Raw genomic sequence first — 19863 nt, forward strand, 5'->3', positions numbered from 1 at the left:
TTCTCTATGGATCCTAGACGCAAGCGCGCCAATGTAAGTGGCGCGTTTTGTGCTTTTAAGGCGTTTTGTGTGAGATGTCGGTTCTCAGAACAGCATGTGCACGGCACCCATGGCTGTGCAGCCCAATGTGGCATAGCCCCCATCAATCAGCATGAGCGCGCGCGGACGGCCGGCGAAGCTGTAATTGGTGATGATCCAGGGGGTGGCCAGAAAAAGCCCAATCCCCAAGCCTGCGATGAGCCCTTCGCCAATGTTGTCAAAGCCAGAGAGGGCAAAGACATGGCGCATCATGCCGGAGACGATCAGGGCACAGACAAAAGCCCCGATATAGAGCATTGGATTGTTGGCGTTGGCGGGTTTGCCATCCTCTGTTGTGGGCACGCCGGAGGCCGCCATCCAGGGTTTGGCAAGTGTCATGTACCAGATGGAGCCCAGCACATATGAGGCCAGAGCCGCGGCAAAGACTGCTAGAAATTCCATGAAGTGTTCTCCCCTCCGCTAAAATGACGCAGGGGAAATTATGCCTGAATTTTCAGATTTGAGAACCGCTGAGTTCGAGAATGATCTGCCATTCTTCCGCGGTGACTGGTTGCACCGAGAGGCGGGCGCTTTTGACCAGAACCATCTCGCTGAGCCGAGGATCGGCTTTGATCATTTCCAGCGACACCGGGCGTTTGAGTGGCGCGACGGCTTTGATATCCACACAGTCCCAGCGATCATCCTCTGTGGTGCTGTCGGGGTGGGCTGCGGCGCAGACCTCCACAACACCCACCACGGATTTCTCTTTCTGAGAATGGTAGAAAAAGCCGCGGTCTCCCACGGCCATGTCCCGCATGAAGTTGCGCGCCTGATAGTTGCGCACGCCGTCCCATTCCTCCCCGACTTCGCCTTTGGCAACCTGCTGGTCCCAGCTCCAGGTGGAGGGTTCGGATTTGAACAGCCAATAGCGCATCAGCCCAGAACCTTGTTCCAAGCCTGAAGCTTGACGCTCTCAAACAGACCGGCGGCTTTGTAAGGGTCATTTGCGGCCCAAGCCTCCGCTTCGGCCATATCTGCGACGTTGAGAATGATCAGGGAGCCGCACATCTCTCCGGCCTCATCCAGAAAGGGGCCCGCCATCATGATGGTGTCGCCGGAGCCTTTCAGATAGGCAACATGGGCGTCACGGTTGGCTTTGCGCACATCCAGCGCGCCGGGTTTGTCTTTGGCCATCAGGGCGATCAGCATCGGTCATTCCTCCTTGGGGGGTCTTGCTAGCAACATTTCCATGGCGTCGCGGATTTGCAAGCCCCCATCGAGGATTGCGACCACGGCTGCGGTGATAGGCATGTCGATATTTATCACTTTTGCGCGGGCATGGGCGGCGCGGGCGGTTGCCGCTCCTTCAACAGTCACCGATGGGTCAAAGTCTTCTCCCCGCCCCAGAGACAGGCCAAAGCGATAGTTGCGCGATTGGTCAGATGAACATGTCAGGGTCAGGTCGCCAAAACCGGATAATCCGGCAAGCGTGTCTGGCTGGGCGCCAAGTGCTTGCGCCATACGCTGCATTTCGGCGTAGCCGCGTGTCATCAGTGCGGCGCGGGCGCTGTCGCCGAGACCGGCACCAATGGCGATGCCACAGGCGATGGCGATCACGTTTTTGAGCGCCCCGCCCAGCTCGGCCCCCACTGTATCTGTGGTGCGGTAGATGCGTAAATTAGGGGATAGCAGTCTCTGTTGCAGGGCTTTTCCGGTATGTTCTTCAGGCGTGGCCAAGGTCAGCGCGGTGGGCAGGCCACGGGCGATGTCGGCGGCAAAACTGGGGCCGGTGAGAATGGCCGGTGTCGCCTTTGGCAACACATCGCGGATCACTGCCACAGGGCCAAGTTGTGTGCCAAGTTCGACCCCCTTGCAACAGGCGATCAGGGTGCGGCCTGACAGCTCTGGATGGGATTGCAGCAGGCCGCGCAGTTTTTGCATCGGCACGGCCAGCAGGATCACATCGGAAAGAGAAGCGGTAAAATCAGCTGTAACAGAGACTGTTTTGGGCAATGTGACCCCCGGCAGGCGGGGATTTTCACGCTTGCTCTGCATGTCTTGGGCGGCCTGTGCATCGCGGGCCCAAAGCGTGACCTGATCACCGCCACGGGCAAAAGCCACGGCGAGTGCTGTGCCAAAGGCGCCAGCGCCGAGAACGGAAATCATGCTTTGGCTCCTTTTTTGCCAGAGCCAAGCAAGGCTGGGGCAGTTTGATCCAGCGGCCAACGTGGGCGCGCGGCAAGCGACATATCATCGATCTGTCCAGCGACGTATTTCTCCAGACCGGCATAGGCAATCATGGCGGCATTGTCGGTGCAGAGCGCCAAAGGTGGTGCGGTGAAGGTCACATTGTTTTGCGCACAAACAGTCTCTAACGCGGCACGAATGGCGGTATTTGCCGCCACGCCTCCGGCCACGGCAAGCAGGGGCTCTGAGGGAGCTTCCTCTAGATAGAGTGCCAGTGCGCGGCGGGTTTTTTCGGCCAGAACATCCACGACAGCGGCTTGAAATCCGGCGCAGAGATCGGCGCGATCCTGAAGGGTCAGGCCGCCCTGTTCGGCGATCAGAGCATCGCGTTGACGCAAGAGTGCGGTTTTGAGGCCGGAGAAGGACATGTCACATCCCGGACGATCCAGAAGCGGCCGGGGGAAGCGGAAGCGTTTGGGATCCCCTTTGGTCGCTTCGGACTGTACGGAGGGGCCTCCGGGCTGTGGCAGACCCAGCAGGCGGGCGGTTTTGTCAAAGGCTTCGCCGGGGGCATCGTCAATTGTGCCGCCCAGTCGGGTGAATTTTTCGGCGCTATGGGCGATGAGAAACTGACAATGTCCGCCCGACACCAGAAGCATCAGATAAGGAAAGGCCACCTGATCTGTGAGGCGCGGGGTCAGGGCGTGGCCGGCCAGATGGTTTACGCCAATCAGCGGCACACCGAGGCTGGCAGAAAGGCCTTTGGCGCACATCACGCCAGAAATCACACCGCCGATCAGACCCGGCCCGGAGGTCACGGCGATGGCATCAACCTCTTTGAGGGGCACGCCGGAGCTGGCGAGCGCTTCCTCGATGCTGAGGTCAATCTTTTCGGCATGGGCGCGGGCGGCGATCTCTGGCACCACGCCGCCATAGGGCGCATGCAGATCAGTTTGGCCATAGACCACAGAGGCGAGGATCTCGGCGGGGCCTTCCTCAGGTTGGCGCAGAATTGCGGCGGCGGTGTCGTCACAGCTGCTTTCGATGCCGAGAATGGTGAGGGGTCTGTCCATGTGCCACATGTCCTTGCCGTTGCGCCGGGGTTCTGTGGCAGGTAACACCAGAAGGCGGTTCAAACAATCCCGGCGGGCCTGATGGTGGATGAGACCCCTTTGATTTTGCTGACGCGGCCACGGGCCGATGCGGAGGGGTTTGCTGCCAATCTGAGGAAACAGGGTGTGACGGCGCGCATTGTGATCTCTCCGATTGTGGAGATTGTGCCGATGCCCAATCAAAGCGCGCTTATGGCGGAGGTCAGCGGGGCCAGCGGCGTGATCTTTACATCCCGTAACGCGGTGGCGGTGGCACCTGAGGGCGCTGGGCAGTCTGCGTGGTGTGTTGGCCCAGCGACGGCGGAGGCCGCGCGTGCCAAAGGCTGGTCTGCGGTGGCGGCAAAGGGGGATGCGGATCAGTTGGTTGCGCGAATTCTGGCCGATGCGCCCAAAGGTCCGCTGATACATCTCTGCGGTGCAGTGACACGGGGCGCGGTGGCACAGCGCCTGACTGCGGCGGGGCTGAATACACGGGAAATTGTGGTCTATCGACAAGAAGCGCGCGGGCTTTCGGAACCTGCTTTGCGAATATTATCACAAAAATCCCCTGTAATAGTGCCGCTTTTCTCACCCAGAGCTGCTGCCCTCTTTGGGGCGCAAGGCCCGTTTGACGCGCCGCTGACTGTGGTTACCATGAGTGAGGCTGTGAAAGAGGCTTTGGGGGGATTGCCCTGTGATCAGGTGATTGTGGCAGCGCAGAAGGATGCAGAGAGTATGACAAATGCCATCACGGGACTGTTAGACGCAGGGTGACGCATTGAGACAAAAGAGATGCTCGCCTAGATTGGTGCTGCATTTGCAAAAAAAACGGATTCGAAAGGGTGACCTGTGGGGACCACGGATAAGTCGGACAAGCCAAGCGAAGATCTCAAGGATCAGCCTGACGTTCAGGCAGCGGAGCTGACAGAGGAGGCCGATCAGGTCGAAGACGCCGAGATTTTAGAAGACATCGCGGCGGAGGCGGAGGATCCAGACCTTGAGGGGGCGGAGCCCACTGCAGAGGATCCGTTGGAAATCGCGGAACCTGCGGAAGATGCGCTGTCCGTTGAGACAGATGAGGCGCCGGAGGACGCAACAGATGCGCCGGAGAGCGATTCAGTGCCGGAAGCTGAGGTCGCAACGGAGCTAGAGGTATCTGCGCCAAGCACGGAGGCGCCTGTGACGCCAGCACCGCGCAAAGGCGGCTTTGTGCCGCTTGTGCTGGGTGGTGTGGTGGCTGCGGCCATTGGATTTGGCGGGGCTGTCTATTTTGGTGATCAGCTTGGCCTTGGGGCCGATACCAAAGCAGCCATGGCCGAGATGTCTGAGACCTTGAAGGCGCTTGAGGCGGCCCAAGCCGCGCAGGTGGAGGCCGCTGAGACAGCCCGCAGCGAAGGGGCGCAGCAAGGCGCAGCTTTGACGGGGCTTGGGGCAGAGATCAGTGCCATGTCAGAGGCTGTGGCAGCGCTGGAAGCGCGCCTGACCGCGATTGAGGCACGTCCGCTGGATGAAGGGGCCAGTGCTGCGGCGCTGGCGGCCTATGGGCGCGAAGTGGCCGCACTTAGGGAGCTTGTGGCAGAGCAGGCAGACACGGCTGCGGCGCTGAAGGAGAAGGCGGATCACTCTGCACAGGTGGCTTTGGCGCGCACAGCGGTGACGCGTATCGTGGCCGCGCTGGACAGCGGCGCGCCGTATCGCGCGGCGATTGTGGATCTGACCTCTGTGACGGGTGGCAGTGTTGCCCCCGTTTTAGACAGTCACGCGGATGAGGGCATTGTGACGCTTGCGGCTCTGATTGAGAGCTATCCGGATGCGGCACGGGCCGCCTTGGCGCAGGCGCGGGCCGATAAGGTCGATGCGGGCACCGGCAACAAGCTGGGCAATTTCCTGAAAACACAATTTGGCGCGCGCTCTGTGGAAGCGCGGGAAGGCAGTGATACGGATGCGATCCTCAGCCGCGCGGAAGCGGCGCTGAAAGCGGGGGATCTGGACGCGGCACTGGCCGAATTGGACACGCTGGCCGAGGGGCCAAAATCTGTGATGTCAGAATGGGCCGCGCAAGCGCAGACCCGTCGCGATGTTGCGCAAGCCGCCGAAGATCTGGCGCAAACCCTGAACAACAACTGAGGGTCGTTTTATGCTCTGGTCCCTGATCAAAATTATTGCGTTTATCGCCATTGTCGCCGGGCTGACATATGGCTCGATTTATCTGCTGGAAAGTGATGGCGGTGTCATGGTCACCGTGGCGGGTGTGGAATACAGCCTTGGCCCGTTTCAGACCGCGCTGGCGCTGATTGCGCTGGTGACGGCGGTCTGGCTTGGCATCCTGCTGTTTGGCTTTCTCGTGGCTGTGCTCAAATTTCTCAACGGCGATGAGACGGCGATCAGCCGGTATTTTGACCGCAACCGTGAAAAGCGGGGTTATCAGGCGCTGTCTGACAGTGTGATGGCGCTGGCCTCTGGTGAGGGGCGCGCGGCCATGGAGAAGGCCCGGATTGCCGAGAAGAAGCTGGGCAAGCCGGAGCTGACCAATCTGATTGTGGCGCAGGCTGCGGAGATGAGCGGCGACAGCAAGAAGGCCGAAGAGACCTACAAAAAGCTGCTCAAGGATGAGAGCACGCGCTTTGTGGGTGTGCGGGGGCTGATGAAGCAGAAGCTGGTGGCTGGTCAGACGGATGTGGCGCTGAAGCTGGCAGAGAAGGCTTTTGCCCTCAAGCCGCGCCATGAAGAGGTGCAGGACACGCTGCTGCGGTTGCAGACGGAGAGCAAGGACTGGAAAGGCGCGCGTGGGACACTCAATGCGAAGCTGCGCCACGGCACCTTGCCACGCGATGTGCACCGGCGCCGGGATGCGGTGCTGGCTCTGTCTGAGGCCAAGGATGTGATTGCCGAAGGGGCCACAGTGGAGATGCGCGAGCAGGCCATTGAAGCCAACCGCCTGTCTCCGGATTTGATCCCGGCGGCGGTGATTGCCGCCAAAGGCTATATCGAAAAGGGCAAGCCGCGCAATGCGACCCGCCTGATCAAAAAGGCCTGGGATGCGCAGCCGCATCCGGATCTGGCGGCGGCCTTTGCGGAGATCGCGCCAGAGGAAACCCCAGAGGCGCGCATCAAACGGTTCAAAGCGTTGGTTAAAAACACGCCGGAGCATTCTGAAACCAAGATGCTGATGGCGGAGCTTTACATTGCGGCAGAGGACTTCCCGGAGGCCCGTCGGGCGCTGGGCGGTCTGCATGAAAGTGACCCGACACAGCGTGCGTTGACGATCATGGCGGCGATTGAGCGCGGTGAAGGGGCCAATGACGCTGTGGTCAAAGGCTTCCTTGCCAAGGCGCTGAGCGCGCCGCGTGGGCCGCAATGGGTGTGCAGCAACTGTAATGCAATCTATGCGGAATGGACGCCGGTCTGTGACAATTGCGGCGGCTTTGACACGTTGGTCTGGACCACGCCACCGGAGAGTGAAGCGCTCAACGTGACCAGCGCAGCCATGTTGCCGCTGATCATTGGGGCACTGGAAGACCACTCCGAAGAGGAGATGCCGGAAGCGGCGGATGTTGTGGAGGGGGACGCCAGCGAGGCCCCTGAAAGCGCGGAGGCCAAACCCGTCTGAAGCGCGGCCTCTATTACCCAGAAAATCAAGCGGCTCTGACTTTGGTCAGGGCCGTTTTTCTTTGGGCCTAAGCTTGGGAAAACCGCATTGGATCAAAGGGAGAGAGATCTGTATTGGGGCTGCGCCCTGTGATCAGATCCGCCACCAGACGCCCGGTTTTTGCTCCGCCGGTAAGGCCGATATGTTGATGGCCGAAGGCGGCAAACACGCCACTTTCACCAATCTCTCCGACCATGGGCAGGCTGTCTGGCAGCGTGGGGCGGAAGCCGAGCCATTCGCTTTCGCTTTCGGCTGTGAGCGTGGGGAAGACTTCAGCCACTTTGCGGCGCAGCAAGGCCAGAGGGGCCTTGGATTTTTTCTCTGACAGATCGGCAAATTCTACAATGCCGGCACAGCGCAGGCCCTGATCCATCGGGGTGGCCACAAATTTGGCGGCATTGATCATGACGGGATGGTTGGTGCGCACAGAGGGGTTTTTGAAGGTGATGTGATAGCCGCGTTCAGCCTCAAGCGGGACGGTCAGGCCCAGTTTGCGCATCAGAGGCTTGGACCAGATGCCGGAGCTGAGAACGGCGTGATCACACCCAAATTGTGCGGTCTTGGTTTTTACCGCAGAGACACGGCCGCCAGACAGATCAAAATCGCGCACCTCATCCTGCACAAAGGTGCCGCCCATATCGGTGAAGGTTTCAACCAACGCCTGCACATAGGAGGCCGGATTGAGGATGAACCCGTGGTTCTTGAGCACCGCGAGAAGCTGTGTTTGGGCACTTAGGATCGGTTCAATTTCCTGAACGGCAGGGCCTTCGACGATGTCGGGCACAAAACCCGCTTCGGCGCGCAGGCCCCAGCCGTAACTGTCTGCCTCAAAAGCGGCGCGGTCTTTATAGGCAAAGAGATAGTCCGTTTCGACGATGAACCGCGCGGCGGCGGTGTTATGGGCAAGTGACTTGTGTTGGTCCACGCCGTCGCCGATGAGATCCGCCAGGGCGCGACTGACCCGACGGGCGTCCTGGTCATTGGCGTGGCCGAGAAATTTCACAAACCAAGGCAGCAGGCGGGGCAGGTGCTGTGGTTTCAGAAACAGAGGGAAATTCGGATCCATCAGATAGCCGGGTGCTTTGCGCGCGAGGCCGGGTGTGGCATTGGGCACGATGGCCGCACTGGCCAGCAGGCAGGCGTTGCCAAAGGAGGCAGCCATGCCGGGTTGGTCCCGATCAATCAGGGTGACGGCACAGCCCGCGCGCTGTAGCCACAAAGCGGTGGCCGCCCCATTGACGCCTGCGCCGACCACGACGACGGTTTTCTGTGTCTGTGACATGCACCCGCTCCCCTTGATTGACACAGTAGTGACGCTACCTGAGGGAGGTTTCAAACAAAATTCCGGACTTTGGGTCAGATGCCGCGCAGCACCTCACGCAACTGATTGAGTTTGATCGGTTTGGCCATATGCGCATTCATCCCGCTGTCGAGACAGGCTTGTCGATCCTCAGGGGCGGAATGCGCGGTCAAGCCGATGATATGACTGGGCTGCGCGCCGGAATGTGTTTCCAGCTTTCGGATTTCGCGTGTCGCATCCAAACCGTTCATGACGGGCATGGAAACATCCATCAAAACCAGATCGGGCTGCGCTTTTTCAAACTGGGCCACAGCTTCTTGCCCGTCATTGGCAGAGAGGAAAGGAATGCCCAGCCGTGAGAGGAAGATTTCAATCAGCCTGCGGTTTGTCTTGTTGTCATCCACAATCAGGATGGTCTTGTTTGAGCCAGCAATCGACAATTCTTCTGCAATTGTCTCACGGGCGTTGGTATTAGGAGATGTGCGTTTGTTTTCAGCTGCGGATTGTGCGTCGTTGTGGATGGCCGGATTCTCTGGCTGAACGGCCTGAAGGAGCTTGCTTGTCTGGACAGGTTTGAGCAGCTCGCCATCATAAGTGCAGACGCCGTGGTGTTCTGTTACCAGAGCATCTTCGATTGGGCGGATGGCGATCACGCGGGTGGCCGCGCCTGCGATGGCTGTATCCAGATCGGTTCGCAGTTTCTTTTCCTCAAAGCCGGTGAATTTGGTCTCCGTCAGGACGACATCAAAAGGCGCACCATCGCTCTGAGCGGTTTGCAGGGCGGCACACGCATCCTGCGGTGATGAGAATGTGGCGACCTGTGCGTTCCATTCTGAGAGCACCTCGTTCATGACAAACAGGGCGGTCGGTTCAGGCTGTAGCACCAGAACTTTGGCGTTGTGCAGATCGGCCGTGTGAATGCGTTGCTCTGGCAGCTTGCTGTCAGGCGTACGGATCGGAATATTGAATGAGAAGGTGGTGCCTGTCCCCAATTCTGATTTCACCCAGATACGGCCGCCCATAAGTTCGACGAAGCCTTTGGCGATTGCGAGACCAAGGCCAGTGCCCTGATGCTTGCGGCTGTAGGAGCCATCGACTTGGGTGAACTGATCAAACACCGTGCTGAGGCTTTCTTCGGGGATGCCCACACCGGTGTCACAGACGTCGATCTGAAGCATTTCGCCCTCGACCTCCTGCTTGCGGGTGGCATTGATCAGCACATAGCCGTCATCGGTGAATTTGAGCGCATTGCCCACCAGATTGATGATCACCTGCTGAATACGTGCGTCATCCCCAAGCAATGTCAGCGGCAGATTTGGTTCCACCCGTGTCAGGATGTCCACGCCTGCTTGTGCGGCCTGAAAAGCGAGCATCTGAGCCGGGCCTTCGATCACGTCAATGGGACGAAAGCGGGTTTCGCGGATCGTCATATGGCCGCTGTCGATTTTGGAAAAATCGAGAATGTCATTGATGATGTGCAGCAGCGTTGAGCCGGAGGAGTGGATGGATTCCAGCAGGCTGTGCTGATTGGGGGACAGATCTGTGTCGGCCAGAAGTTCCGACATGCCAAGGACACCATTCATCGGCGTGCGGATTTCATGGCTCATGCGGGCAAGGAACTGAGATTTTGCCTTTTCGGCGGCTTTTGCCTGTTCGACGGCCACCTGCAGCTCTGTGTTCTTGGCATTCAGGTCGCGCCCAGACACTTCGAGTTTGGTTTGCGTGTCTTCGAGAGATTTCACCCAGGCGCGCAGGTTGCCGAGCATCAGGTTGAAGCTTTCTGCGAGGCTTTCCACTTCGTCATTGGTGCGGATGACGATGGATTGGTTCAGGTTGCCTTTGGCAGCACGTTCGGTGGCGGAGTTCAGGCGGGCCAGCGGCTCTGTCAGGCGGCGCGAGATCCAGACGCTGAGAAGAATGCCCGTGAGCGTGAAGAAAACGCCAAACATGAGGTTTCTGCGCAGCACCAGATCGACTTCGCGATTGGCGGCGCTGCCATCCAGATCAAAGCGGATCGTGCCGTAATTCACATTGCCATAAAGCGCGGGCACGGCCACCTGAATGCGATCATCTTCAGAAACGATCTGAGTGGTTTCAGAGGCCAGAGCCAGTTCGACAAGCGGGTCTTCGGTGCGCCCCAGAAAAAGAGCGTTGCCGTCGGAGGCTCCGTTCACAAGAAGGTAGCCTTGAGGATCCACAAACTTCAGGCTCAGGATATCCGGCTGGCGCATCAACTCCTGATAGATGATGTCGAGTTCCGCAGGGCGGTTGTCAAACAGGTAGGGCAGCGTCACTTCCTGAATGAGGATGCCAAGCGAGTCTGAGCGCTCTGAAAAGCGGGTGTGCACCAATTCAAGCTGCGTGATGGTGTTGAGGTAAATCAGCGTTGTCACAAAGGCGCCGATCATCAGACCAAAATACATGGTCATGCGCCGCCCGAGACCATAGGTCAGTGAGCGATGCGCTTTCAGGATACGTCCTGTCGTATGGGTTTCTGCGCCGGACATGGTCAGTAGAGCCCTGCCCCCTCTAGATCATCAAGGATTTCATAGATTGGCACAAAGGCAGCCTCTGCTCCTTCGGGAAAATCATCAAAGCCTGAAGAATTCTGAAATTTCTTGAGCACCTCGCGCCCATCTGGCGTGCGGTAGAGGTTGGCAAGTTCTGTGCGTAAGTCGTGCAGAATGTCAGGGTCCATGCCCGCGCGGTGCAACAGCACCTGGCGTGGCACGGTTGGCGATTTTGCGAAGGAGACAAATGTGTCCGGGCGGACCTCTTGAAGGAGGCGCAGGCTTTCTGGGTTGGTGGCAATTGCGTCAACGCGGCCACTGGCGAGTAGGTAGATTGAATTTTTGTCGTGGGCGGAGAAAACATATCCCACTTCGTCTGCTTTGGGATCAGCGCTGATGTTGTGCAACTCGTGCAGTTTTAATCCCGATTTGAGCAGCATCTGAGCTGGTAGGAGGAACCCGGAAGTGGAGTCCTTTTCCTCAAATGCCATCTTCTTACCTTTAAGGTCTGAAACAGATGTGATGCCACTGTCGACATTGGTGACCAGCACTGCGTAGTAGCTGCTTTCACCCTTCTTCCAGTGTCGCATGGTGGGTTTTGCACCAGATACCCGCGCCACTTTCGCGGCAACAAGCGGGCTGTCCATGAAGACATCCACTTCGCCATTCATCATCGCATGAGACATGCGGTCTGATGTGGGGAGCATCAAGACACGCACGCGCGTGACCTTGGAGCCTTCCAGATGGGTTTGCAGGTAGCTGACCAGACTTTCATAGGCGCGCATCTGTGCGCGGACCCCTTCGTTGAGAGTTCCGATCGTGAGTGTTTCCGCTGTCGCCGACAGCGACGCGAAACTGATCAGGCAACAGATCAGAGCAGCGCAGACTCGTTTCACGCACAACATTTTTTATATCCCCATGCCGTTCTTTAAGGCCCTAGAGAGAAAATCTTGACCACCTGTTAACGCGCGCCAAAAGTTATTCGAATTATGTAAATTTACATAAAATTTTATCGATTGGCGGACTGTGACCCACGGCGTGTTCTCAAAACAACAGAGAAAATCGTGACATGATTCGTGACGTACTTGATACATGGCGCGACTTTGCATTGATTTGGCAGCACGCACCAGATCGTAAGCCTGCCAAAAACAAAGTGGCGCAACGGAATTATCTCAAATTAATGGGCTTTCTTGGCAATGCGCCTGATGGGAGCGTCGCGATAAAGCAGGGATTGCGTGTCTGCGAATATGTGCACTTTTGACGGGTCTGCAGTGAGTGATACACTCTGCCCTTTCAGATCACGATGGATGCCTTGAAGTTTGCCAATTACTGGATCCGCAGCGCCCTGGCTTTCGAAGTAGAGCAGTGTCACCTCGCCGAGGGCTTCGGTGATGTTAACGATGCCCGTGAAAATTGCAGCGCCATCTGTGGTGATCAGATCTTCGGGACGAATGCCGATGTTCACTTGTCGTCCCATGTCTTCAGGCAGGGTTGGCACATGGGAAGTCGCGCTTCCGCCACCAGTGAGCGCGATGGTGGTCACTGCACCTGTGCCGGTGATCTGGCCGGGCAACAGGTTCATTGCAGGGGAGCCGATGAACTGGGCGACAAACTCATTCTCAGGACGTTCATACAACTCCAGCGGCGTGCCAATCTGCGCGATACCGCCCCCGGCCAAGACAACGATGCGGGATGCGAGGGTCATGGCCTCGACCTGATCATGGGTGACATAGACCATGGTGCTGTCAGGCATGCTCTCTTTCAATTGAGCGATCTCGATCCTTGTGGCCACACGCAGGGCGGCATCCAGATTGGACAGCGGCTCATCAAACAGATAGACCTTTGGATCACGCACAATGGCGCGCCCGATGGCGACACGTTGGCGTTGTCCTCCTGAAAGCTCTTTGGGCAGGCGATCCAATAGATTGTGCAACTGAAGGGTCTTGGCGGCTTTCTCGACACGGGTGTCGATTTCAGCGGCGCTCATCTTGGCGATTTTCAGCGCAAAAGACATATTCTCCCGCACTGTCAAATGCGGATAGAGCGCGTAAGACTGAAACACCATGGCGATGCCGCGCTCGCTGGGAGGCACATCGTTTACGCGTACCCCATCGATGTCCAATGTGCCTGAGGTGATGTGTTCCAACCCGGCAATCATGCGCAGCAAGGTGGATTTCCCACAGCCAGAGGGGCCGACAAAAACCACCAGTTCGCCTTTCTCGATTTCCAGATCAATATGTTCAAGCACGGTCACCTGACCATATGATTTGGCAACATCCTTGAGGACCAGATCAGCCATGGCTGTTTTCCCCTGTGTTAGAGCCTTTTTTGTAGGCAAAGGCCGCCTGCCAGGGGGGGAGCGTGATCTGATTGCCATCGCGTTGGATGGTGAAGGGGGCCTTTGGATCGGTGGTCCAGGCACCCGCCGGCAGATCGAAACTCTGTTCCGTGTCTGAGAGGTTGAAGGCGCAAAGGGTGGTGGTACCCGCATGGCTGCGGAGGAAGCGGATGGATGTATCGTCGGCGTGCAGTAGCGTGAAGTCTCCCTTCAGCAAGGCGGGGTGTGTCTTGCGGAACGCAATCAGGCGGCGATAGAAATTCAGCATAGAGTTGGGCGCTGTTTCCTGAGCTGCGACCGCCTTGGCCAGATGATCTGAAGCGACGGGTAACCATGGCTTACTTTCTGAGAAGCCGCCATTCTGATTGTCAGATTTCCAGACCATGGGGGTGCGACATCCGTCACGACCTTTGAACTTGGGCCAGAAACGGATGCCATAGGGATCCTGTAGATCCTCAAAATCCACCTCGACTTCTGACAGCCCAAGCTCTTCCCCCTGATAGATGCAGACCGAGCCGCGCAGGGACATCAGCAGGGCCGCATAAGTGCGCTGGGCGGCGTCCGATAGGGACCAGCGAGAGCCGTGACGCTCCACATCATGGTTGGAATAGGCCCAGCAGCCCCAGCTGTCGTTGCCAAAGCTTTGTGCGGTTTGCATGATATCGGCCACCCGCGTGCCGGTTGGGTAGGCCTGACAGAGCAGAGCAAAATCATAAGCCATATGCAGTTTGTCACCGCCGCCGGTGTAAGTGGCCTGAATTTCGCTGCCACGTTGGCTGTCGCCAACTTCCCCGACGGTGGTGATGGCCTCATATTCATCCAGCAGACTGCGCAGGTCTTTCAGGAAGTCGAGGTTCTCCGGTTGGTTCTTGTCAAAGAGGTGTTCCTGATGATTGTAGGGGTTCACCGCTGGAGCGATGTTGTCGTTGCGCTCCTCCATAGGCAGGGCGGGATTGTCGCGCAGCCGGGCATCACAGTAGTAGAAATTCACGGTGTCCAGACGGAAGCCATCCACCCCTCGGTCCAGCCAGAAACGGGCCACATCAAGCAGTTCGCGGCGCACCTCTGCATTGTGGAAGTTCAGGTCTGGTTGTTCGGCAAGGAAATTGTGCAGGTAGTATTGCTGGCGGGAGGTGTCCCATTGCCAAGCGGGACCGCCGAAAATCGAGAGCCAGTTGTTGGGCGGCGTGCCATCCATTTTGGGATCGGCCCAGACATACCAATCGGATTTTGCGTTGTTGCGATCTGTGCGGCTTTCGACAAACCATGGATGCTGATCAGAGGTATGGCTCAGAACGAGATCAATGATGATTTTGATGCCAAGCGCGTGGGCACGACTGATCAGGGCGTCAAAATCTGATAGGGTGCCAAACATCGGATCGACGTCTCGGTAATCGGAAACGTCATAGCCGAAATCCAGCATGGGAGATGTGAAGAAGGGGGAGAGCCAGATGGCATCAACTCCGAGGCTGGCCACATGGGGCAGACGCTCAATGATGCCAGCAAGATCGCCGATCCCGTCGCCGTTGCTGTCTTGATAGGAGCGCGGGTAGATCTGATAGATCACCGCGCCGCGCCACCAATCAGGGTCTGTGATATGTGGGGTTGCTTGGGTCATGTTCGGATCCTGATAGGTCATGGATGTGTCCAGTGAGTGAGGCTTTAGGCAGGTTTAGAGACTATTTTACGGAGCCAGCCAGAAGGCCGCGCACGAGGTAGCGCTGCATGGCGAAGAACACGCAGAGCGGGGTGATGATGGAAACAAAAGCGGCTGTTGCGAGTATCTCCCAATTGCCGCCACGGGTGCCAAGCAATTCGACGATCTGATTGGTCATCACGGTGGTGTTACCGGTGCTGTCGATCAGGAAGACTTTGGCCACGAGCAGGTCATTCCATGTCCAAAGGAATTGCAGAATGGCAAAGGAGGCCAGAGCGGGGAAGGACAGGGGCAGGATGATCTTGGTGAAGATCTGAAAATCTGTGGCGCCGTCTACTTTGGCATTTTCGATGATATCGCGCGGCAGTCCGGCCATGTAGTTGCGCAGAAGGTAGATCGCGAGGGGCAGTCCAAAACCAGTGTGTGCCAGCCAGACGCCCAGGTAGCCTTTGCCGATACCGATATTGAGATGCAGCTTCAGGAGCGGGATCAAGGCCAGTTGGAGTGGCACCACCAGCAAGCCGACAATGGCAGCGATCAGCAGGATGCGACCGGGAAACTCCATCCATGCCAGAGCATAGGCGGCAAAAGCAGCTATCAGAATGGGAATGATTGTGGCCGGAATGGTGACGGTGAGCGTATTGAAAAACGCCTTTGTCATGCTGTCATTTGTACTGCCGGAGAAGAGCACCTGATCGTAGTTGTCCAATGTGAAGTCCGGCGGCAGGGTTGCGGTGATGAACACCCGCTGACCGCGCGATTTCAGCGCCTTGGTGGAGGTGAGGCGATAGGTGCCATCCGCCTTGAGCGTGAAGGTTTTGCTGTCTTTGGCGAACGACGCTGTGTCGCCGACGGAATAGGCATTCACCGCTTTGGAGGAGACGCCGAAACGGGAAATGGTAGTGTCTGGCACTGCGGTTGCCTGCGCGCTGCCACTGCGCAGAATGTTGCCTTCCACCACCCATAGGTCGCCCTCTTTGTTGGCTGAGTCAGCGCCCGCTGTGCGCAGCTGAATGATCTGTTCAGACGGGAAAAGCGCCTTCCACCAGCCGGAGGCGGAGATCTGATCTGCGGTGCGAAAGGAAGAGACCAAGAGGCCAATGGTGGGGAAAAGCCAGAGCGTCACAAGTGCGATGACGGAGAGGTTTACGGCCCATGACAGTGTGGATTTGCGTCCTGTTAGAGGGTTCATGCCGTCTCTCCTCAGCGCAGTTCTTTGCGGGCCTGCACCACGTTCCAGATCAGGATCGGGGAGACGAGCAGCATGATGATGATGGCGCTGGCTGATCCGACGCCCCAGTCATTGGCGCGGAAGAGTTTGTCATACATGTAATTGGCGAGGACCTGCGTTTCCCACTGGCCGTTGGTCATGGCAAAGACGATGTCAAAGACCTTGAGCACGACAAGGGTGATCGTGGTCCAGACCACAACGATTGTTGGCATGATCTGCGGCACTTTGATTTTGAAGAAGATCTGAAACGGGTTTGCCCCGTCGACAATGGCGGCTTCTACTGTTTCTTCAGGAATGCCTCGCAGTGCAGCGGAGAGGATCACCATGGCAAAGCCGGTCTGAATCCAGATCAGCACAATCATCAGGAAGAAGTTGTTGTAAAACGGTAGGGTCAGCCAGGTTTGAGGCGTGCCGTAGGGCAGGTCTGCGGTGATCACGGGAAAGATGTTTCTCAGAGCAAGGCTTGCAAACCACAGGCCGATCAAGGCCCCCAAAAGGCGCAGCAGTTTTTGCACAGGGGTGCAGGTTTTTTGCAAGATTGGTCGCAAAAGGCCCCAGCAGATATAGAGGACAAGCGCTGCGAAGCTCAGGAGCAGAAGCGCGGGCAATACATGCATGGTGAGGAGGGCGCCCCATCCGCCGTCAAATTGCATCCATACAGCGTTGAGTATGCCGATCTGTTCATTGCCCGCCGGGCGGGCATCATAGACCAATTTGAAAATCACCGACGCGCCCACAAATGAGATCGCCATGGGCATGAAGATCAGGGATTTCGCAAAGGCCCCCCATTTGATGCGGTCGGTCAGTTGGGCGGCGAGTAACCCAAAAGCGGTGGAGGCGGCGGGCACGACAATGAGCCAGAGCATGTTGTTGCGCATGGCTTCCCAGAATTTGGGCTCTGCAAACATCTGCTGATAATTGGCGAGCCCGACAAAAGCCCCCTCCTGACTGCGATCCGTGAGCGACAGGCGAAGGGTCTCGATCACGGGGTAGCCGAGATAGAGGCCAAGCGCACAAAGGGCTGGGCCGAGGAACAGCCATGGCCGGATCATATTGGCGCGGTTGATGTTGCGCCCGGCATTTGGCCCTTTGGCCGGAAACAGAACTTTATCCAGCAGCAGATTGGACAGATAGAAGTACCCGAGACATCCGCCCACACCGATCGCGATGGTCACAAGACCCAGTAGCGCTGGTGACATGGTGCTTCCCCACCTTGTTGAGGTATATCCGCCCCGCGTCAGACGCGCGAGGCGAAGTCGGTTGGTGCGTGGCTTATTTCAGAGCGTCCCAGCTTTGCTGGATCTCATCGGCCACGGTTGAGGCGTCTTTGCCACCTGCGAAATCCACCATGCCGGTCCAGAAAGATCCTGCGCCGACGGCACCGGGCATCAGATCAGAACCGTCAAAACGGAAGGTTGTGGCATTCACCAGAATATCGGCCTGACCGCGCAGAGCGTCGTTGAGGTAAGTCTCTGGGTTCACAGTTTTCAGGGGAGTCAGGAAGCCTGACTGTGCGCCAAAGACCTCATGTGCCAGAGGCAGTTGGAAGAACTCCATCAAAGCGGTGGTGGCATCAGATGGGTCAGTGATTGCCATCAGCGTGCCGCCGCCCAGAACCGGATTGCCCAGGTCTTTGCTTTCATAGGAAGGGAAATAGAAGAAATCGACATCTTCGCCAAAGGCGATACCCTCTGGGAAGAAAGCCGGTACAAAAGAGGCCTGACGGTGCATGTAGCACTCTGCCGGAGCGGCAAACATGCCTTTGGGGCTGTCACGGAAATCAGTGGTGGCCACCGCCCCCGCGCCGCCGGAGACTTTGGCGTCATCTCCGACAAACCAGCCGAACTCTTCAATCGCGTCCACCACACGTGCGTCGTTGAAGGGAATCTCGTTTGTTGTCCATGCGTCATAGACCTCGGCGGGCTGGGTGCGCAGCATGATGTCTTCTACCCAGTCAGTCGCCGGCCAGCCGGTGGCCGCTCCGGATCCCAGACCTATGCACCATGGCACGTCGCCATCTGCCACAATCTCTTCGGTGAGGGCGCGCAGATCTTCCATGGTTTCGGGCACGTCATAGCCCGCATCCTCAAAATTTTCCGGCACATACCACACCAGAGACTTCACATTCACATTGTAGAAGAAGCCATAGTGCTGATCCGCGCCAGATTGGTCGGCATAGGTGCCCAGATCGACCCAGCTTTGACCTGCGCCATAGTTTTCAACGGTCCACGGCCCCATGGTGGCGGGCAGCGGGTGCAGCAGGCCGCGCGCTGCCATGTCGGCGGCCAGCCCCGGTTGCGGGAAGACAGCGATGTTTGGGGCGGAGCCCGCTTCGGCATCGATCACGATCTGCTGCTCAAAGCTGTCAGAGCCTGTATAGATGGCCTCTGCGCCGGTGGCTTTGGAGAAATAGGCCAGGACGGAGCGGAAGACATCATCCTCAGGCTGCAGCCATGGACCGGAGACCGTCACGGTTTGTCCGCTGAGATCCGGTGCGTTTTCCGCCCAGGCGCTGTAGCTGTCCCAGCTGAAGGCACCTTCGCCCGGCGTGAATTTGAGGTGGCCATCGGCCAGGGCGGCACTTGCGGTCAGCGCAAGAGACGCCGTGCCAGCGTAAAGAGTCAGTTTCATGGATATCCTCCCGATTTCATGAACTGTGGATAAGTTACCAAAGCGCTTTGGATTTTGCAATCTTGGAGAATTCTGGTTGCCTTGTGTCAATATTACATATGATTTATTAGGGTATTCGGAATACTTGCTTTGTGAGAAACCCACATCCAGTTAGGGTGAGGTGATATAGAATCAAAGCGCTTTGAGAGCGAAAAACGATGAACTTAAAAGAGCTGTCCGAAAAGTTAGGCTTGTCTCAAACCACCGTGAGCCGCGCGTTGAATGGCTATCCGGAGGTGCGGGAGGCCACGCGGCAGAAGGTGCTGGAGGCGGCAAAAGCCCATAATTATGCGCCCAACACCCGCGCCAAGACGCTTGCCACCGGGCGGGCCATGACAATTGGCCATGTGCTTCCGGTCAGCAAAAAGCATGAGATGGTCAATCCGATTTTTGCGGATTTCATCGCCGGTGCGGGCGAGATCTACTCGGACAATGGCTATGATCTCCTGTTGTCGGTGGTGGATGATGAGAAGGAAGAAGCCAGCTATCGAAAGCTGGTGTCACGCGGGGCGGTGGATGGCGTGATTGTCCATGGTCCCAAGGTGAATGATCGCAGGATCGCGCTGTTACAGGAGCTTGGGGTTCCCTTTGTTGTCCATGGCCGCTCTTCAGATGTGGCTGCGGACTACAGCTGGGTGGATGTGAACAACACGCGGGCTTTTGAGCGGGCCACGACGTTTTTGCTTGATCTCGGACATCGCCGGATCGCACTTTTGAATGGTTTGGCAGATATGGATTTTGCCACCCGCCGGGGAGCGGGCTATGTCGCGGCGCTTGAGTCGCGGGGGGTGCCGGTGACCCCGGAGCTTATGTTCCACGAGGAGATGACCGAGCACTATGGGTATGAAACCTGTAAAGCTGCATTGGCGATGGCGATGCCCCCCACCGCTTTTGTGGTGTCCTCCATCATTCCGGCGATTGGTATTCGACGTGCCATTGCGGAGGCCGGGTTGCAGATGGGGCGGGATGTCTCTGTTGTGATCCATGATGATGCGCTGAGTTATTTCAGCAATGACGGCGATGTGCCCGCCTTCACTGCGGTCCGGTCTTCGGTACGGGAGGCTGGTCGGCGCGTGGCGCAAGGGCTGATTTCCATGATCCAAGGCGCGGGGGATGGTGTGCATCAGGAGATGCTTGAGGCGGCGCTGACGGTTGGGCAATCCACCGGGCCGGCGCCAGCTTTGCGAGAGGTTCTGCAACAGGAGGGGTGAA

General features: G+C 57.8%; 17 protein-coding genes. 4 read left to right on the forward strand and 13 right to left on the reverse strand.

Going from position 1 to position 19863, the window contains the following annotated elements:
* Positions 1–84: 84 nt before the first annotated feature.
* From J7382_RS01455 to tsaD, 5 genes are read right to left on the reverse strand one after another with little or no spacing between them, the layout of a single operon-like run.
* Positions 85–480: a DUF1761 domain-containing protein gene (locus J7382_RS01455; RefSeq protein ID WP_209066616.1), complete on the reverse strand. Its 396-nt coding sequence runs from the start codon at positions 478–480 to the stop codon at positions 85–87.
* Positions 481–532: 52 nt separating this feature from the next.
* Positions 533–952 (reverse strand): EVE domain-containing protein, encoded by a 420-nt coding sequence (locus J7382_RS01460; protein ID WP_209066618.1) that lies wholly within the window; start codon positions 950–952, stop codon positions 533–535.
* The gene (locus tag J7382_RS01465; protein WP_209066620.1) at positions 952–1227 is read right to left on the reverse strand and encodes a YciI family protein; all 276 of its coding nucleotides are present in this window, start codon (positions 1225–1227) and stop codon (positions 952–954) included. The genes J7382_RS01460 and J7382_RS01465 overlap by 1 nt, the downstream gene beginning before the upstream one ends.
* Before the next feature lie 3 nt (positions 1228–1230).
* Positions 1231–2184, reverse strand: a complete 954-nt coding sequence (locus tag J7382_RS01470; RefSeq protein ID WP_209066622.1) for an NAD(P)H-dependent glycerol-3-phosphate dehydrogenase — start codon at positions 2182–2184, stop codon at positions 1231–1233.
* Positions 2181–3278: a tRNA (adenosine(37)-N6)-threonylcarbamoyltransferase complex transferase subunit TsaD gene (gene tsaD, locus J7382_RS01475; protein ID WP_209066624.1), complete on the reverse strand. Its 1098-nt coding sequence runs from the start codon at positions 3276–3278 to the stop codon at positions 2181–2183. Before tsaD ends, J7382_RS01470 begins: the two co-directional genes overlap by 4 nt.
* 81 nt (positions 3279–3359) lie before the next feature.
* On the opposite strand from tsaD, the gene J7382_RS01480 reads away from it, so the two are divergent.
* The 3 genes from J7382_RS01480 (at position 3360) to J7382_RS01490 (ending at position 6906) form a co-directional block, all read left to right on the forward strand.
* Positions 3360–4070, forward strand: a complete 711-nt coding sequence (locus tag J7382_RS01480) for a uroporphyrinogen-III synthase (protein ID WP_209066626.1) — start codon at positions 3360–3362, stop codon at positions 4068–4070.
* A 75-nt stretch (positions 4071–4145) separates the two neighbouring features.
* Positions 4146–5423 carry a mitofilin family membrane protein gene (locus J7382_RS20195; protein WP_209066628.1) on the forward strand — a complete coding sequence of 426 codons (1278 nt, stop codon included), beginning with the start codon at positions 4146–4148 and terminating at the stop codon, positions 5421–5423.
* 10 nt (positions 5424–5433) lie between these two features.
* Entirely contained in the window at positions 5434–6906 is a 1473-nt protein-coding gene (locus J7382_RS01490) for a heme biosynthesis HemY N-terminal domain-containing protein (protein ID WP_209066630.1), read from the forward strand.
* Positions 6907–6973: 67 nt separating this feature from the next.
* On the opposite strand, the gene J7382_RS01495 is transcribed toward J7382_RS01490, so the two are convergent.
* The 8 genes from J7382_RS01495 to J7382_RS01530 all read right to left on the reverse strand — a co-directional run bounded on the left by J7382_RS01495 (position 6974) and on the right by J7382_RS01530 (position 18612).
* The gene (locus tag J7382_RS01495) at positions 6974–8227 is read right to left on the reverse strand and encodes an FAD-dependent oxidoreductase (RefSeq protein WP_209066632.1); all 1254 of its coding nucleotides are present in this window, start codon (positions 8225–8227) and stop codon (positions 6974–6976) included.
* A gap of 74 nt (positions 8228–8301) precedes the next feature.
* A complete protein-coding gene (locus J7382_RS01500) occupies positions 8302–10752 on the reverse strand; it encodes a response regulator (protein WP_209066634.1) in 2451 nt (816 codons plus the stop codon).
* A gap of 2 nt (positions 10753–10754) precedes the next feature.
* Positions 10755–11660, reverse strand: coding sequence for a PhnD/SsuA/transferrin family substrate-binding protein (locus tag J7382_RS01505; protein ID WP_209066636.1), 906 nt, complete (start codon positions 11658–11660; stop codon positions 10755–10757).
* A gap of 272 nt (positions 11661–11932) precedes the next feature.
* Positions 11933–13054, reverse strand: coding sequence for a sn-glycerol-3-phosphate ABC transporter ATP-binding protein UgpC (gene ugpC / locus J7382_RS01510; protein WP_209066639.1), 1122 nt, complete (start codon positions 13052–13054; stop codon positions 11933–11935).
* Positions 13047–14711, reverse strand: coding sequence for an alpha-amylase family glycosyl hydrolase (locus J7382_RS01515; RefSeq protein ID WP_209066641.1), 1665 nt, complete (start codon positions 14709–14711; stop codon positions 13047–13049). Before J7382_RS01515 ends, ugpC begins: the two co-directional genes overlap by 8 nt.
* A 61-nt stretch (positions 14712–14772) precedes the next feature.
* On the reverse strand, positions 14773–15942 hold the full coding sequence (locus J7382_RS01520; protein ID WP_209066643.1) for a carbohydrate ABC transporter permease: 1170 nt from the start codon (positions 15940–15942) through the stop codon (positions 14773–14775).
* A gap of 11 nt (positions 15943–15953) precedes the next feature.
* A complete protein-coding gene (locus J7382_RS01525; protein WP_209066644.1) occupies positions 15954–17180 on the reverse strand; it encodes a sugar ABC transporter permease in 1227 nt (408 codons plus the stop codon).
* A 73-nt stretch (positions 17181–17253) separates the two neighbouring features.
* The gene (locus J7382_RS01530) at positions 17254–18612 is read right to left on the reverse strand and encodes an ABC transporter substrate-binding protein (RefSeq protein ID WP_209066646.1); all 1359 of its coding nucleotides are present in this window, start codon (positions 18610–18612) and stop codon (positions 17254–17256) included.
* A gap of 197 nt (positions 18613–18809) precedes the next feature.
* On the opposite strand from J7382_RS01530, the gene J7382_RS01535 reads away from it, so the two are divergent.
* Positions 18810–19862 carry a substrate-binding domain-containing protein gene (locus J7382_RS01535; RefSeq protein ID WP_209066647.1) on the forward strand — a complete coding sequence of 351 codons (1053 nt, stop codon included), beginning with the start codon at positions 18810–18812 and terminating at the stop codon, positions 19860–19862.
* The last annotated feature ends 1 nt before the right edge of the window (position 19863 follow it).

This window comes from Shimia sp. R11_0, from assembly GCF_017744035.1.
GTDB lineage: Bacteria > Pseudomonadota > Alphaproteobacteria > Rhodobacterales > Rhodobacteraceae > Shimia > Shimia marina.